At 53.9% G+C, this 14,163-nt stretch carries 16 protein-coding genes; 8 read left to right on the forward strand and 8 right to left on the reverse strand.

Annotation, left to right across the window (positions count from 1 at the left end):
• Positions 1 to 118 precede the first annotated feature (118 nt).
• The 4 genes from E3E29_RS07995 (at position 119) to purE (ending at position 2,010) form a co-directional block, all read left to right on the forward strand.
• The gene (locus tag E3E29_RS07995) at positions 119 to 760 is read left to right on the forward strand and encodes a hypothetical protein (RefSeq protein ID WP_167910459.1); all 642 of its coding nucleotides are present in this window, start codon (positions 119 to 121) and stop codon (positions 758 to 760) included.
• Entirely contained in the window at positions 757 to 999 is a 243-nt protein-coding gene (locus E3E29_RS11855) for a hypothetical protein (protein ID WP_240922820.1), read from the forward strand. The genes E3E29_RS07995 and E3E29_RS11855 overlap by 4 nt, the downstream gene beginning before the upstream one ends.
• Positions 959 to 1,513, forward strand: a complete 555-nt coding sequence (locus tag E3E29_RS08000; RefSeq protein WP_240922821.1) for a hypothetical protein — start codon at positions 959 to 961, stop codon at positions 1,511 to 1,513. The genes E3E29_RS11855 and E3E29_RS08000 overlap by 41 nt, the downstream gene beginning before the upstream one ends.
• 65 nt (positions 1,514 to 1,578) lie before the next feature.
• Positions 1,579 to 2,010, forward strand: a complete 432-nt coding sequence (purE, locus tag E3E29_RS08005; protein ID WP_167910460.1) for a 5-(carboxyamino)imidazole ribonucleotide mutase — start codon at positions 1,579 to 1,581, stop codon at positions 2,008 to 2,010.
• Positions 2,011 to 2,383: 373 nt separating this feature from the next.
• Here the strand turns inward: purE and purT are convergent, their stop codons facing one another.
• Entirely contained in the window at positions 2,384 to 3,673 is a 1,290-nt protein-coding gene (gene purT / locus E3E29_RS08010) for a phosphoribosylglycinamide formyltransferase 2 (protein WP_167910593.1), read from the reverse strand.
• 118 nt (positions 3,674 to 3,791) lie between these two features.
• Between purT and purM the strand changes: the two genes are divergently transcribed.
• Positions 3,792 to 4,796 (forward strand): phosphoribosylformylglycinamidine cyclo-ligase, encoded by a 1,005-nt coding sequence (gene purM, locus E3E29_RS08015; protein ID WP_167910594.1) that lies wholly within the window; start codon positions 3,792 to 3,794, stop codon positions 4,794 to 4,796.
• Between the two features lie 32 nt (positions 4,797 to 4,828).
• A complete protein-coding gene (locus E3E29_RS08020; protein ID WP_167910461.1) occupies positions 4,829 to 4,993 on the forward strand; it encodes a hypothetical protein in 165 nt (54 codons plus the stop codon).
• Here E3E29_RS08020 and purC read toward each other — a convergent pair.
• Positions 4,959 to 5,672 (reverse strand): phosphoribosylaminoimidazolesuccinocarboxamide synthase, encoded by a 714-nt coding sequence (gene purC / locus E3E29_RS08025; protein ID WP_342764699.1) that lies wholly within the window; start codon positions 5,670 to 5,672, stop codon positions 4,959 to 4,961. The genes E3E29_RS08020 and purC overlap by 35 nt on opposite strands.
• A gap of 175 nt (positions 5,673 to 5,847) precedes the next feature.
• Here purC and purF point away from each other — a divergent pair, with 175 nt between their 5' ends.
• Entirely contained in the window at positions 5,848 to 7,200 is a 1,353-nt protein-coding gene (gene purF / locus E3E29_RS08030) for an amidophosphoribosyltransferase (RefSeq protein ID WP_167910595.1), read from the forward strand.
• Here purF and E3E29_RS11860 read toward each other — a convergent pair.
• From E3E29_RS11860 to nadC, 6 genes are all read right to left on the reverse strand, one after another.
• Positions 7,187 to 7,477, reverse strand: coding sequence for a DUF3368 domain-containing protein (locus E3E29_RS11860; RefSeq protein WP_240922822.1), 291 nt, complete (start codon positions 7,475 to 7,477; stop codon positions 7,187 to 7,189). The genes purF and E3E29_RS11860 overlap by 14 nt on opposite strands.
• 195 nt (positions 7,478 to 7,672) lie before the next feature.
• On the reverse strand, positions 7,673 to 7,849 hold the full coding sequence (locus E3E29_RS08040) for a UPF0175 family protein (RefSeq protein WP_342764700.1): 177 nt from the start codon (positions 7,847 to 7,849) through the stop codon (positions 7,673 to 7,675).
• Between the two features lie 141 nt (positions 7,850 to 7,990).
• A complete protein-coding gene (gene fdhF / locus E3E29_RS08045; RefSeq protein WP_167910463.1) occupies positions 7,991 to 9,970 on the reverse strand; it encodes a formate dehydrogenase subunit alpha in 1,980 nt (659 codons plus the stop codon).
• Between the two features lie 72 nt (positions 9,971 to 10,042).
• Complete coding sequence (gene pdxT, locus E3E29_RS08050) at positions 10,043 to 10,636, reverse strand: pyridoxal 5'-phosphate synthase glutaminase subunit PdxT (protein ID WP_167910464.1); 594 nt, start codon at positions 10,634 to 10,636, stop codon at positions 10,043 to 10,045.
• Positions 10,637 to 10,674: 38 nt separating this feature from the next.
• A complete protein-coding gene (pdxS, locus tag E3E29_RS08055) occupies positions 10,675 to 11,682 on the reverse strand; it encodes a pyridoxal 5'-phosphate synthase lyase subunit PdxS (protein ID WP_167910465.1) in 1,008 nt (335 codons plus the stop codon).
• A gap of 173 nt (positions 11,683 to 11,855) precedes the next feature.
• Positions 11,856 to 12,689, reverse strand: a complete 834-nt coding sequence (nadC, locus tag E3E29_RS08060; protein WP_167910466.1) for a carboxylating nicotinate-nucleotide diphosphorylase — start codon at positions 12,687 to 12,689, stop codon at positions 11,856 to 11,858.
• Positions 12,690 to 12,807: 118 nt separating this feature from the next.
• Between nadC and E3E29_RS08065 the strand changes: the two genes are divergently transcribed.
• Complete coding sequence (locus tag E3E29_RS08065; protein WP_167910467.1) at positions 12,808 to 14,049, forward strand: NDP-sugar synthase; 1,242 nt, start codon at positions 12,808 to 12,810, stop codon at positions 14,047 to 14,049.
• The last annotated feature ends 114 nt before the right edge of the window (positions 14,050 to 14,163 follow it).

The raw sequence follows: 14,163 nt of genomic DNA on the forward strand, positions 1-14,163 counted from the left end.
AAAAATATATTTTTAAACCTTATTTTACCATTTTAATGTTAAAACTCTTGGACGATGAACCTTCGGCCTACCAAAAAGTATTTAGGCCTTAATACCCAGGAGATAACAGGGGTCTAAGATGGACAGTAACGGTGGGCTTAAAGATTCGGTGGCAAAAATTCTTCTCTCTAGTAAAACGTTGGCCATTGTTGATAGGGATGTATCATCGTTTACCTACCTGGATGCCCTTGCGGGCATTGGAAAACCCCTTGAAATGGGGAGGTACGCCTGGATTGTCTCCTACGAGCCCCTTCAGAGCCTCCTCCGGGACCTCCGACGGGCAGGGATTGACTACGAAAGGTATCTGAATCGGAATATGTTCATTCTCGATGTGTTCGGCTCTATTAAGCACATAGACTCCGGGATAGACGGTGTTTTTGTCCTGGGCGGATACCTCGACGACCGCGTCTTCATCATAAAGTACAAATCGCTCACAGAGCACCTTCTATCGGAGATTTCGCCCCCCACCGGCTCCATAATGGTCGTTGGGTACCTTGAGTCCGGCATGTGCAGGCTTTTCGATAATCCCGTAAGGACGCACCGCCTTCTTTGGAACCTGCGGGAGGAGTTTGGGCTCGATGTCTCCAGCTTGATAACGTACATAAAGCCTGAATGCCCTGCCCTTGAGGAGTTCGTGTACCTCTACTCCGACTTTGTGGTTGAGGGGTGCACCGATGGAGATTCAAAATGCATGACGGTCACCAAGGGGGAGTTGGAATGAAGCTGAAACTCGGAATAAAAGGCCTGGATTTCCTCCTTGGAGGGGTTGAACCCCGCAGTCTCATCTTAATCCATGAAGCCGACCCAGCGTCCCTCGGGAAGCTTCTGGCGTTCGAAATCCTGAAGGCAAAGCTCGATTCCGACAACCTCATCGGCTACTTCAACATAGGCACCCCCCCTTCCGGTACTTTTGAGGGTTATGGGGAATGCAGGAATCGACTGGAGGAGACACCTTCATAAGCAGCGCCTCATGATAATCGACACCTTCGGCAGCATCTACGGGATAAAAACGGACATGGAGAACGTTTGGTACCTCAAGAAGTCCGTGGACATCGACACCCTCAACGACAAATACATAGACATCCTGCGAGCCCATAAGGAGAAGTGGAAGCAGCTTGGCATGTTCGGGGGCCGCGAGCTCTGGGGGGTAACCATCTCGATGTCCGACTACCTCAACATCTTTGGCCTCGTTCCAACCCAGAAGTACCTCGAACTCTCCGACCTCAAGAGGGCCACCTCAGACGTTTACAAAAAGTACCCCGCCGGAACCAACGTGTGGGTCTACTCCGGAAACGATACTGTGGTGCTTCCCCTCATCTACAGGAAGGCGGACTACGTCATCAGAACGGAGAGCACAATCCAGAACGGAAAAATCAGACGCTTCCTACGCGTTCTCAAAGCTCCGGGAAGGAGGGACGTTCCGAGGATTGAGTACGGGGTCAAGGACTGGAAGGTAGTCCTCTCCGAGTTTTAACTTTTGAGTATTAAATTATGAGAAAATGTTTTAAATTTTAATCGTTTTATAGTTGAGGTGATTCCATGAAGGTTCTAGTGGTGATGGGAAGCAAGAGCGATTCTCATATAGCGGAGAAGGTAACGGCGGTTCTCGAAGAGTTTGGCGTCCCCTACGACGTCGAGGTTGCGTCTGCCCACAGGAACCCCAAGAAGGTCGAAGAGCTTGCGAAGAAGGACTATGATGTTTTCATAGCCATAGCCGGCCTGAGCGCCGCCCTTCCGGGTGTCATTGCCGCCCACACAACGAAGCCGGTCATAGGCGTCCCCGTCTCAGCCAAGCTCGGTGGTTTAGATGCCTTGCTCAGCATCTCCCAGCTCCCGCCGGGGATTCCTGTGGCGACGGTCGGAATAGACAATGGGAAGAACGCGGCAATTCTCGCAGTTGAAATTCTCGCCCTCACGGATGAGGAGCTGGGGAAGAAGCTTGAAGAATACAGGGAAAAGTTCAGGACGTGAACATACAACCATATGGGCCAGAATTTCGAGAACCTTTAAAAAAAGTTATATGGGGGAAAGACCCCCCGTGTTCTTGATTTTATCCACTCCTCCTTATTCCACCCGCCTCATTCTATCTTGCCTTATTATATCTCAACCTACAATTCGAGCACTTATTCCGGCACTCTGATTCTAGGGAATCACATTGCCAGTGGGTAGACTCAAGCCTATTTAAACTTTTCGGATATTATCCAAATCATTGGATGAAATCGCACATATGTTCACCCCTACAGTGAACAAAAATGTCTGAGTAATTCTTTTCGGAGGGCCTCTTTCGTCACTTATGTGCACTCAAGGAGATCGTGAAATTATTGGGAAAAACGAAAAAGCTGGCTCAGATAAGGTGCTTCCTCTTCTCATAGTCCTGGGAGTGCCAGTTAGTAGACCTCGTCCTCAGCTCTATTGAGTGGGCCACCATCTCGGCCTTCCTCTTGGCCTCACCAACGTCCCTGTCCCACGCTATCGCAACGCCGAGCCTCCTTCCGGGATAGGCTTCGGGCTTGCCGAAGAGCCTCACGGTAGCGTTCGGGACGCCCAGAGCCTTCGCCAGCCCCCTGAAGCGCGGTGAGTATCCAGCAACGTTGGCCTTGATGACGTGCGTCGCCGCTGGGGTTAATAGCAGGAAGAGCCTGTACTCATCTACCCACTCGCCCGGTATCGGGAGTCCAAGAACCGCCCTCAGGTGGAGCCCAAACTCCGAAAAGCCGGTTGGATGAGAGGCCAAGGTCACCATCCCGGTGTCATGGGGCCTCGGAGAGACCTCGTTTGCCCACACCTGATCCCCCTTCACGAACATCTCAACGCCGAAGAGGCCGAGGCCGCCGAGGACGTCGGTTATGCGCTTAGCTATCCTGTAAACTTCCCTCTCGGCTTTCTCGCTTATCTCGGCCGGCTGCCAGCTCGAGTGATAGTCGCCGTCAATCTGGTAGTGACCGACTGGCTTCGGGAAGGTAGTTACCAACTCACCGTTCTCGTCGTAGTGCCTCACCGCCAGCTCCGTAATCTCCACGTCGAAGTCTATGTGCTCCTCAACAATCAGCTTCTCGGCGCTTCCCCTCGCTTTCTTCTTGGCAACCTCCCAGGCCTTCGGCACGTCCTCCGGGCTCCTGACGAAGTAGGAGCCCTTTCCGGAGGAACTCATTATGGCCTTGGTGTGGCAAGGGTAACCTATCTTCTCGCAGGCCTCGTAGAGCTCGTCGGGGGTTGAGGCATAAGTGTATCTGGAAGTAGGAACCTTAGCTTTCCTTGCCAGGGTCTCCCTCGTCCTCTCGCGGTGCATCGCTATCCACGTGGCTCTGGCGTTCGGGACGACGAAGTAGCCGTCCTTCTCAAGCTCGAAGAGGGCATCCAAGTTTATTGCCTCTATCTCAGGGATTATCGCGTCTGGATTCTCCCTCTCGACGACGGAAAAGAGAAAGTCCGCGTTTCTCATGTCGCCAACGTAGGAGCGGTGGGCGACCTGCATAGCCGGAGCGTTGGAGTAGCGGTCAACCGCGATAACCTCAACACCGAGCCTCTGGGCCTCGATGGCCACCTCCTTCCCAAGCTCGCCGCTTCCGAGGAGGAGTATCCTCTGGGCGGAGTCGGTCATGGCGGTTCCGAGTTCGTCACGGGGTTCTATCATGAGCATCACCTCATTGATTGACGATAAAATGTTAAAATTTAAGAATATTTAAGCTTTTTTAAGCAGAAAAATGGCAAACCTTTTAAGCCCGGGGGTCCAACTCTCACCGGTGATACTCATGCTGACCTACGCCCAGGCTGGAGTCGATGATGAGAAAACTTCGAAGGCCCTGAAGGGCATAATCTCTCTCGCCAAGGGGACGTTCGAGTTCAGAAAGGATAAAATTGGCGAACCGGCCAAAGACCTCGGACACTACGCGGCCCTGATGGACTTCAGGGATTTCTACCTTGCCATGACGACCGACGGCGTTGGGACGAAGGTTCTCGTATCTGAGGCAGTCAGAAAGTTCGACACGATCGGGATAGACATGATAGCGATGAACGTGAACGACCTGCTCTGCGTCGGGGCGGAGCCAGTGGCCCTCGTTGACTACCTCGCCGTCAGGGAGCCGGACGATGAAGTCTTCTCCCAGATAGCGAAGGGCCTCTACGGGGGGGCGAGGCAGGCGGGGATAGCCATCGTTGGCGGCGAGACGGCAGTCATGCCCGACCTCATAAACGGCTTTGATCTGGCGGGAACGGCCATCGGCGTCGTCGAGAAGGGGGAGGTGATTACGGGGGAGGAGATAAGGCCGGGAGATACAGTTATTGGAATCTCAAGCTCCGGAATCCATTCCAACGGGCTGACCCTCGCAAGGAAGCTCCTGATCCCGAAGTACGGGCTGGACTATGAGTACGAGGGGAAAAAGCTCTGGGAGTGGCTTCTTGAACCAACGAGGATCTACGTTAGGGCCGTTCTTGAGCTGATAGGAAACGTCGAGGTGCACGGCTTGGCCCACATAACCGGAGGCGGCCTCCTCAACCTTAAGAGGCTCACCAGCTACGGGTTCTCCCTTGAAATGCCGCAGGTCGGGGGCATATTCAAACTCATCCACGAGAACGGCGTTCCGCTTGAGGAGATGTTCCGCGTTTTCAATATGGGCGTCGGCATGGTGGCGGCGGTTCCATGGGAGGAGAAGGAAGAAGCCCTCCAGCTCCTAAACAGGCACTTCAAGAGCTTCGAGCTCGGAAAGGTTGTGAAAGAGCCCGGGATAAGGGTCGAGAACTACGGGATAAAGCTTTAACTTCCCTACTCTTCTCTTTCTTTGGTGATTTAATGGAGCTGACGGTTAGGAGAAAGGCCTTCCTCGAGGAGCTTCCAGACCTTGTGAGAAAGGCCGTTGAGGAGCACGGCACTGCTCTAAAGGGTATAGAGGTAAAAGAGGACGAGAAAGGCTGCTACACCGTCATGATAATCTACGATTCGGAGCTTCGCCCGTGAGCCTCTTGTAGAGCCTCTCGTAGGCCTCTATTAAATCCCCCTTCTCAAAGCGGAAGACGTCCTTGTCGAGGCTCTCTTTGGTTTCGGCGTCCCAGAAGCGGCAGGTGTCCGGGCTTATCTCGTCGGCAAGGACTATCTCGCCCCTCGCGTTCTTTCCGAACTCCAGCTTGAAGTCCACGAGGATTATTCCCCTCTCCCTGAAGTACTCCCGGAGGATCTCGTTTACCTTAAGGGCCATCCTCTCCATCTCTTTGAGCTCGACCTCGCTTATTCCGAGGACTTTCGCGTGGTACTGATTTATCATCGGGTCTCCGAGGGAGTCGTCCTTGTAGTAGAACTCGACTATCGGCTCTGGGAGCTCGGTTCCCTCGGCCAGCAGAAGGCGCTTCTTCAAGCTTCCGGCAACGACGTTCCTCACGACGACCTCAAGGGGATACATCCTAAGCCCCTCGGCGATGAGCCTGTTGTCGCCGGCGATGCCTATGAAGTGAGTCTTTATGCCGCTCTTCTCAAGAACCCCAAAGAGGTGGGCGCTGATCTGGGCGTTGAGCCATCCCTTTCCCCCGAACTGGGCCTTTTTTTCACCGTTAAAGGCCGTTGCATCGTCCTTAAACTCGAGGATAACCTTCTCTTCATCCAGAGGGATTACCTTCTTGGCCTTGCCTTCGTAAACCTCCACGCTGATCACCATTTTTATGTAAAAAGTTTGGTCTTTTTAAGGATTTTTTGCCGACAAATTGTCAACACATGGGCAAAGCTTTTAAGCACTAACCAGAAAAAATCTGGCGTATTTACGAGTTAAATCAGCATATTCAAATCAAAGCTGACCATCAAAAAGGTATCCGGTGAGGGTAATGCGCGAAAAGTGCGGGGTCTTTGCAGCGGTGACAGAAAACGCAGCAAAAAAAGCATACTACGCCTTGATAACCCTCCAGCACCGCGGCCAGGAGAGCGCTGGAATAAGCGTCTGGAAACACATGATAAGAACAGTATCTGGCCTGGGCCTTGTGCAGGACGTTTTTAATGGAAAGACCTTGTCATCCCTCCGCTCCAACCTCGCCATTGCCCACGTCCGGTATTCGACTTCTGGTTCCCTCACCGAGACCCAGCCGCTTGAGACCGAGTGCTGTGGAAAGAGGATAGCAATAGCCCACAACGGAACCCTCACTAACTTCCAGCCTCTGCGAAAGGAGTATGAAAATCGGGGGGTTAAGTTCCAACACTCCGTAGATTCCGAACTCCTGGGGATTTCATTTCTCTGGCACCTTAAGGAGACCGGAGACGAGTTCGAGGCTATGAAAGAGGTTTTTGACGAGGTCAGAGGTGCTTACTCCGTTGCTTTCTTATTTGACAGCAAAATCCTCGTCGTAAGGGACCCCGTTGGCTTCAGACCGCTCAGCTACGGCGTCGGAAACGGCCACTACTTCGCCTCGGAGGACTCTGCATTGAGACTCTTCATCGATGAGTCCAAAGGTGGGAAAATCAGGGACGTTCAGCCCGGTGAAGTTTTTCTTCTCTCTGAAGAAGGAGTGGAGAGCAGGGTTCTGGCAAAGGAGAGGCACCATCACTGCGTCTTCGAGTACATATACTTCGCCCGGCCCGACAGCACAATAGACGGCGTGAACGTCTATCAGGCGAGGGTCAGGATGGGGATGGAGCTGGCGCGGGAAAGCCCTGCGGATGCCGACGTCGTCATAGCCGTGCCCGACTCGGGGAGGGCCGCCGCGCTGGGCTTTTCGATGGAGAGCGGAATCCCCTACTCCGAGGGGCTGATAAAGAACCGCTACATAGGGAGGACTTTCATAACTCCAGGCCAGTTCTACCGTGAGCTTAAGGTGAAGCTGAAGCTCTCGCCCGTGAGGGAGGTCATCAGGGATAGAAGGGTAGTCCTCGTGGACGACTCCATAGTCAGGGGCACCACGATGAGGAGGATAGTCTCCCTCCTCCGGAACGCCGGTGCAAAAGAGGTGCACGTCAGGATAGCGTCGCCGCCGATAAGGCATCCCTGCTACATGGGAATAGACATCCCGACGAGGCACGAACTGATAGCAGCCTTTGGGAGCGCCAAGAAGGTGAGGGAAGCAATACGTGCAGACAGTCTCACCTACCTGAGCGTTGAGGGGCTCATCAAGGCCGTGGGCAAGAAAGATCTCTGTCTGGCGTGCCTCACTGGGGAGTACCCGGAGTGGGCCTTCAGGTTTTACTGAACCGCTTTCTCAGGGCTTCAACAACTTTCTCGCTGAAGCTAACCCCCTTGGCCCTGAGCTCAAGCAGCAGGGGTTCAAGGTCTTCTTTCAGAAGACCCCTTTCTTTGGCGATGAAAAGCAGCGCCAGGGTTCCCGAAACCTTTATCCCGAGGGACTTCGCTATGATCCTCGGAATCTTCTCATCAAGAATCAACAAATCCACGTTCAGCTCCCTGGCGAGCACTATGGCCTCGGCCTCTCCAATCTCGATTTCCTTCATAAGGATTTCAACGCTCAACCTATCGTTTACGTCCTGAACCTTTATCCATTCTGCTTCGCCCCACTTCTCGGGAGCCAGGACGGCCTCTGCCCTTCTCGACTACCCCTATCCATACAGCTCGGGGGATGATAATCTCGCCAAACAGCTCCCTTAGAAGTTCCAGTTTTCCAATCTTTAAGAGAGCTATCAGCGGCCCGGAGTCGGATACGACTATCATAACAACCTCTCCAGGGTTTCTATGTCCTCCTGGAGGTCCTCTTCAGTGTAGCTCAGGGAGATACCCTTGGAGGCCAGAATTTCCATTATCTCTGCTTTGCTGACCCCAGCAATCTCTGCTGCCTTTCCAAGGCTAACTACACCCTCCCGATAGAGCTCAACGGCGAGGTATATCCTGACGAGCTTTGGTAGCTGTTTCTCATTGACCCTTGAGGATCCGCGAGAGGTCTGAGGGAATGATCACAGTAACCTCTCCCATATTACCACCGTATCCAGATTGTTTATGGGCCTAAAAATATGTCGGCGGCAGACCGATTAGGTTTTTCTGACCCTCGCCGCCGCGAACTTGAGCTCCGGCGTTCCGGCCTTGTTGAGCGCTGAGCTCGTCAGCCTGTTTGCCTTGAAGTGGAAGGGGACGGCGACGAGTCCCCTGGGTACGTTTTCAACCTCCGCCCTCATCCTTATCTTCCCGCGCCTCGTCTCTATCTCGACCAAGTCCCCGCTCTTTATCCCAAGCCTCTCGGCGTCCTCACGGCTTATCAGTGCCCTCGGCTCCCCCATGAGCTTAACCAGGGGAGGGCTCCTCAGCGTCATCTCCCCTGTGTTGTAGTGACCAATGAGTCTAACAGTTGTGAGGACGAGGGGGTACTCATCATCCGGGCCCTCCCAGGGCGCTATCCTCTCGACTGCCATAAAGCGGGCTTTCCCGTCCGGCGTTGCGAACTCCCAGGTGTGGAGCCTCTTCTTCGGCAGGAAGATTCCGTTCGAGTTCTTCAACTCCTCAACGCTCTTCTCCTCAAGCTCCGGGAAGAGCCTGAAGTACTCTGCGGTGATTTCCTCCACGGAGGTGTAGTTGAAGCCCGGCAGGCCGAGCGCCCTTCCGAGCATCGTCAGTATCTCCCAGTCGGGTTTTGAGTCATATGCTGGCTCGCAGGCCTTCTCGCTCCACTGAATTCTCCTCTCGCTGTTCATGTAGCTCCCGCCCTTCTCACAGAACGCCGAGGCCGGAAGGAGGTAGTGGGCATAGCGGGCCGTTCTCGTGGGGAATATGTCTTGGACGACGAGTATGTCGAGCTTCCTCAATGCCCTCCTCACCCTCATAAAGTCCGCCTCACTTACGGCTGGGTTCTCGCCGACGATGTAGAGGGCCTTTACGTCCCCCTTCTCAACCGCATCCCACAGCTCGGTGAGGTAGAGGCCCCTCTCAGTCGGGAGGTCGTCGACGCCCCAGAGCCCCGCCACCTTCTTCCTGAACTTCTCATCGGTGAGCGGGACGTAGCCAGGCAGGAACTCACTGAGGGCGCCCATGTATGCCGCTCCTTGGACGTTGTTCTGGCCGCGCATCGGGTAGAGGCCGCCCCTCTCGCCGAGGTAGCCGAGGAGCAGCGTGAGGTTTATCAGAGCTAAGGCGTTCTCGACTCCAGAAACGTGCTGGGTGATACCCATCCCCCACATCACCGCTCCACTTCCGGCAAGGGCGAACTCTCTTGCTACCTCCTTGATCATTTCCGTGGGAACCCCGGTTACGGTCTCTGCGTATTCTGGTGTGTACTTTTTGACCGCCATCCTCACCTCAGAGAAGCCGGTTGTCCTGCTCCTGATGAACTCCTCGTTGTAGAGTTCCTCCTCGATTATGACGTGGGCCAGCGCGTTAGCTAAGACTATGTCGGTTCCGGGCCTTATCACGAGCTTGTAATCCGCGAAGGCCATGCTCCTCGTTTCTCTCACGTCAACGGCGATTATTCTCGCCCCGTTCCTCTTCGCCCTCAGGATGTAGTCCATGAGAACGGGATGAGTCTCGGCGGGATTGTACCCCCAGATTAAGACGGATTTAAACTTCGATATGTCCTCGTAGGGGTTGGTCTGAGCTCCAGTGCCGAGGGAGAGCTTGAGAGCGTGGACGGAGGCCTCGTGGCACAGGCGGGCGCAGTTGTCTATGTTGTTCGTGCCGAAGAGGCGCGCTATCTTCTGGATGAGGTAGTTCTCCTCGTTAGATACTTTGGACGATGCCAGAAAGGCAACGGCATCGGGGCCGTAGAGCTCCCTCATCTCAAGAAGCCTGCTCGCTATCTCATCTATCGCCACTCCCCAGGCAATCGGGATCATCGAGGAGCCGACCCTCTTGAGGGGCCTCTTGAGCCTGGCCTTGGATTTTACAATTTCCACTGAATGGAGCCCCTTCGGGCAGAGCTTGCCGAGGTTTGGTTCCCCTTTGTAGGGCTTCACCTCCAGCGTAACGGGATCAACGAGAAGGTTGCAGCCAAAGCCGCAGTAGGGACAAACCACTCTCTTCACGCTACCACCTGGTTAGCAAGAAAAAGTCAAAACTAAAAAGTTTTTTGGTGAAAATTAAAAATAAATTGTCAATCAAAGGGCCTTTCTCAAGAAGTATTCGTGAACCCTCGTGTTGTCTGTTAGCTCGGGATGGAACTCGAGGCCTATGATGTTGTCCTGCTCCACCCCGACGATCCTGTCCCCGAGCCAGGCTATCGGTTTCACCCTTTCGCTGAGGAGCTCCACTATCCTTGGGGCGCGGATGAAGACGCCAGGGAACGGCTCGTCGCTGAAAGCTAGCTTTATCGGCGCCTCAAAGCTGTCCACCTGCCTGCCGTAGGCGTTCCTGTTGGTCTTAACGTCGAGAAGTCCCAGAAACCTCTGCTCTGGGGTGGCCCCTATAACCTCTTTGGAGAGCATTATCAGCCCGGCACAGGTGCCCATGATGGGAAGCCCTTCCTCACCGAGCTTCTTTACGGGCTCGAAAAGGCCGTTCTCCACCATGAGTCTTGATATGGTAGTGCTCTCTCCGCCGGGGATTATTATGGCTGAGATGTTTTCAAGCCCTTCAGGCTTCCTGAGCCAGATGACTTCCCCAGAGACGCCGAGGTCCTCAAGGGCCTTTTTGGCCGCCCAGATGTGCTCTTCGACATCGCCCTGGAGGCCGATGACGCCTACCTTAGCCATTCTATCACCTCTAAAACAAGAAGAGTAAAGAAAATGGCTCAGACGCCCCTCTCCTCGAGCCTAACCTCAAGCTCCTCTATCTCCTGGCCGTGCATCGGCTCGCCTATCTCCTTGCTGATCTCCACGAGAACATCGGGCTCGTCCCAGTGGTTGACGGCCTCAACTATCGCCCTCGCCATCTTCGGCGGGTTGGAGCTCTTGAATATTCCAGAGCCGACGAAGACACCGTCCATACCCATCTGCATCATGAGGGCGGCATCGGCTGGGGTTGCAACGCCGCCTGCGGCGAAGTTGACGACCGGGAGCCTTCCGAGCTTCTTTATCTCAAGGAGTACTTTGTAGAGGCCCTCGACGATGTCGCGGTAGGTGTAGTGGCCGTAGACGGGCTCGTTCTCAAGGACGCTCTTCGGCAGGCCGCTTATCTCCCTTATCTCGAAGGCGAGCCTGAGGTAAGGTTCCGCGAACTTCTCGGCAACGCCATAAACCTGCTCGTCCGTCATGCGCTGGAGGAGGGCGATGTTGTCCTTGAGGAGGCGGACGTGTCTCACTGCCTCAACGATGTTCCCGGTTCCGGCCTCGCCCTTCGTCCTCATCATCGCTGCACCTTCCCAGATCCTCCTGACGGCCTCGCCGAGGTTCCTATTGCCGCAGACGAAGGGAACGTTGAACTCGCGCTTGTCGATGTGGAAGTACGGGTCGGACGGAGTGAGAACCTCGCTCTCGTCTATCATGTCAACGCCGAGTGCCTCAAGGATCCTCGCCTCTGCAACGTGGCCAATCCTGACCTTCGCCATGACCGGGATCGTTACTGCGTCCATTATCTCCTGTATCTTCTCTATCGGGGCCATCCTGGCGACGCCGCCGGCCTTCCTGATGTCGGCGGGAACGCGGTGCAGGGCCATAACGGAAACGGCTCCAGCTTCCTCGGCAATTCTCGCCTGCTCGGCGTTTGTGACGTCCATTATGACGCCGCCCTTCACCATTTTGGCGAAACCGCGCTTCAGTCTCTCGGTGCCCTTGGCCTCAATAATATCGAGCTTTCCCATACGAATCACCTCTTTCGTCCTTCTTTCAGATGTTGGTTTGAAAAGGAGGATATAAGTCTTTCCACATAAGCAGACAATAGTTTTGTTCCGCGAAATTCATAGAGGATATACAGAATGCAAAAGGAGAGCTCTGAAGAGCCTACCTAAGAGTTGAAAGCAAAAAACTTGGGAGCTCAGGCCCTCCCAGTCACTTCAAGGCTCACGTCAAAGTTCTTAACCGAGTGCGTTAAGTAGCCAAGGCTGATGACGTCGATGTCGAGCTTCGCATACTCCGTTATGTTCTCGGGGGTTATCCCACCTGAAACCTCAATTTTGACCCCATCACGGAGGCCTCCCCTCTTGAGGGCTTCTAAGACTTCTCCGATTTCTTCTGGCCTCATATTGTCAAGCATTATTACGTCCGCCCCGGCTCTGGCGGCCTTTAGGGCATCTCCGAGGCTCTCCACCTCAACCTCTACAATCTTGTAGACGGAGAACTCTTTAGCCCGTTTTATGGCCGCCTCAAGCGGGACTAGGGCGAGGTGGTTGTCCTTTATGAGTATCGCATCGCTGAGGGAGAAGCGATGTGTTTCCCCGCCGCCGATGAGAAGTGCGCGTTTGTCAATCGGCTTGAGGAGGGTCTTTCTCGTTCCTGCGACCCTGACCTTGGGGTTTACTGCCCTTACTTTCTCTACGAGCCTCCTGACTTCCGTTGCAATCCCGCTCATCCTTCCCATAACATTGAGTGCCGTTCTCTCAACGAGGAGGATTACCCTCGCGTTGCCCTCAAGCTCGAGTATGATATCTCCTTTCTTAACTTGCTCCCCATCACGCTTCTTGACCTCAACATTAACGCCGAAGTGCTCGAAGAGGGTCTTTGCCTCCTCCACACCCGCTATAATGCCATCCTGCTTCGCTATAATGACTGCCCTTGCATTCACATCCTCCGGAATTATGGCCTCACTCGTGACGTCACCGAAGGGTGCGTCTTCCTCGATAAACCTGAACAGATAACTGAGCGGAACCATATCTTCACCCCCGCATCCCTTTTCTTTTTTACCTTTATTTTGCTTTCCGTATCCATGCACCACTCTCCGTGAAAGAATACCTTTTATTCTCCGGGAGCCAAATTATGTGGGGAGCATTATGATAAAGAAAGCGGTTATCCCTATAGGGGGTGAGGCGACCCGTCTGAGGCCCCTCACAATAGAGACTTCTAAGGGACTCGTCAGGCTTTTGAACAAGCCGATTCTGGAGCACTCTATTCTCAGTCTCGCGAAGGACGGGATTGAGGAGGTCTACCTCGGCGTTAAGGGCTATGTGAACTACACGACGCTCTTTGACTACTTCCGCGAGGGTTACTGGCTGAAGAAAAAGTACGGGCTTGAAAAGGAAGTAAGGATCCGCTATATGCCTCGCTACGAGAGCACGACCAACGGAGACGCCGTCTGGTATACGATGAACTATTACGGAATTAAAGAGCCGGTCGTGGTTATCCAAGGCGACAACATCTACCAACTCAACATCCAGGATATGCACGAGTGGCATAGGAAGAAGAACGCCTTCATGACGATTGCCCTCCAGCCGGTTGATGACGTTATCGGCTTTGGCGTGGCTAAGGTTGATGATGATTACCGCATTGAGTATTTCGTCGAGAAGCCAAAGCCAGAGGAGGCTCCCAGCAACCTCGCCAACACGGGGATCTACATTCTCTCCGAGAACTTCTGGGAGTTTCTCGACGAGAGCTGGGCCAGGGAGATGAAAGAGACTGGAAGGCTCGACTTCGGCGGCGACATGATTCCAGCCCTGATAGAGCACGGCTACGAAGTTTACGGTTACCCCATGGAGGGCTACTGGTTCGACGTCGGTACGCCGGAGAGATACCTCAACGCGGCGATGTACCTCCTCCGCAACCTTTCACCGGAGGATATGGAGGCCATTGAGATAACCCGCGATGTCTACATGCAGGGCAAATCGGAGATGTCAGAAGACCTCAGGAGGAAGTTTAGGGAGATGATAAAGAGAGGGAAGCTGCTCGTGGAAGGAAAGGTGCTCCTCGGAAGGCACATCAGCATTGGGGAAGGAACCGCACTCGAGGATGCCGTGATAGACAACTACACGATGGTGGGCAGGAACTGTGAAATCCTGCACTCCGTTGTCATGGACAGGGCGAAGCTTGGGGACAACGTCAGGATAGTGAACTCCATAATCGGCCGCCACGTCGAGATTGGGGACAACGTCAGGATCGTCAACTCGGTCATAGGGGACAACGCTGTCGTGGACGATAACGTGAGAATGTACAACGTCAAGATCTGGCCCCACGAGTTCGTGGAGAAGGGGGCAACGCTCGAACATTACACCGTGAGGACGGGCGTCCCGAGGAGGTAGTTTTTCGATTTCTTCTTTAATCCTTCCGAGCTTTGAGGGATGTACTGTTTTGTTCTCTTCGTTTTTTGATGACTTTTTATAGTGGTATTAAAAACTTAGATAGAAAAGTTTTTA

Origin of the sequence: Thermococcus sp. Bubb.Bath (assembly GCF_012027595.1) — an archaeon.
In the GTDB taxonomy this organism is placed as follows: domain Archaea; phylum Methanobacteriota_B; class Thermococci; order Thermococcales; family Thermococcaceae; genus Thermococcus.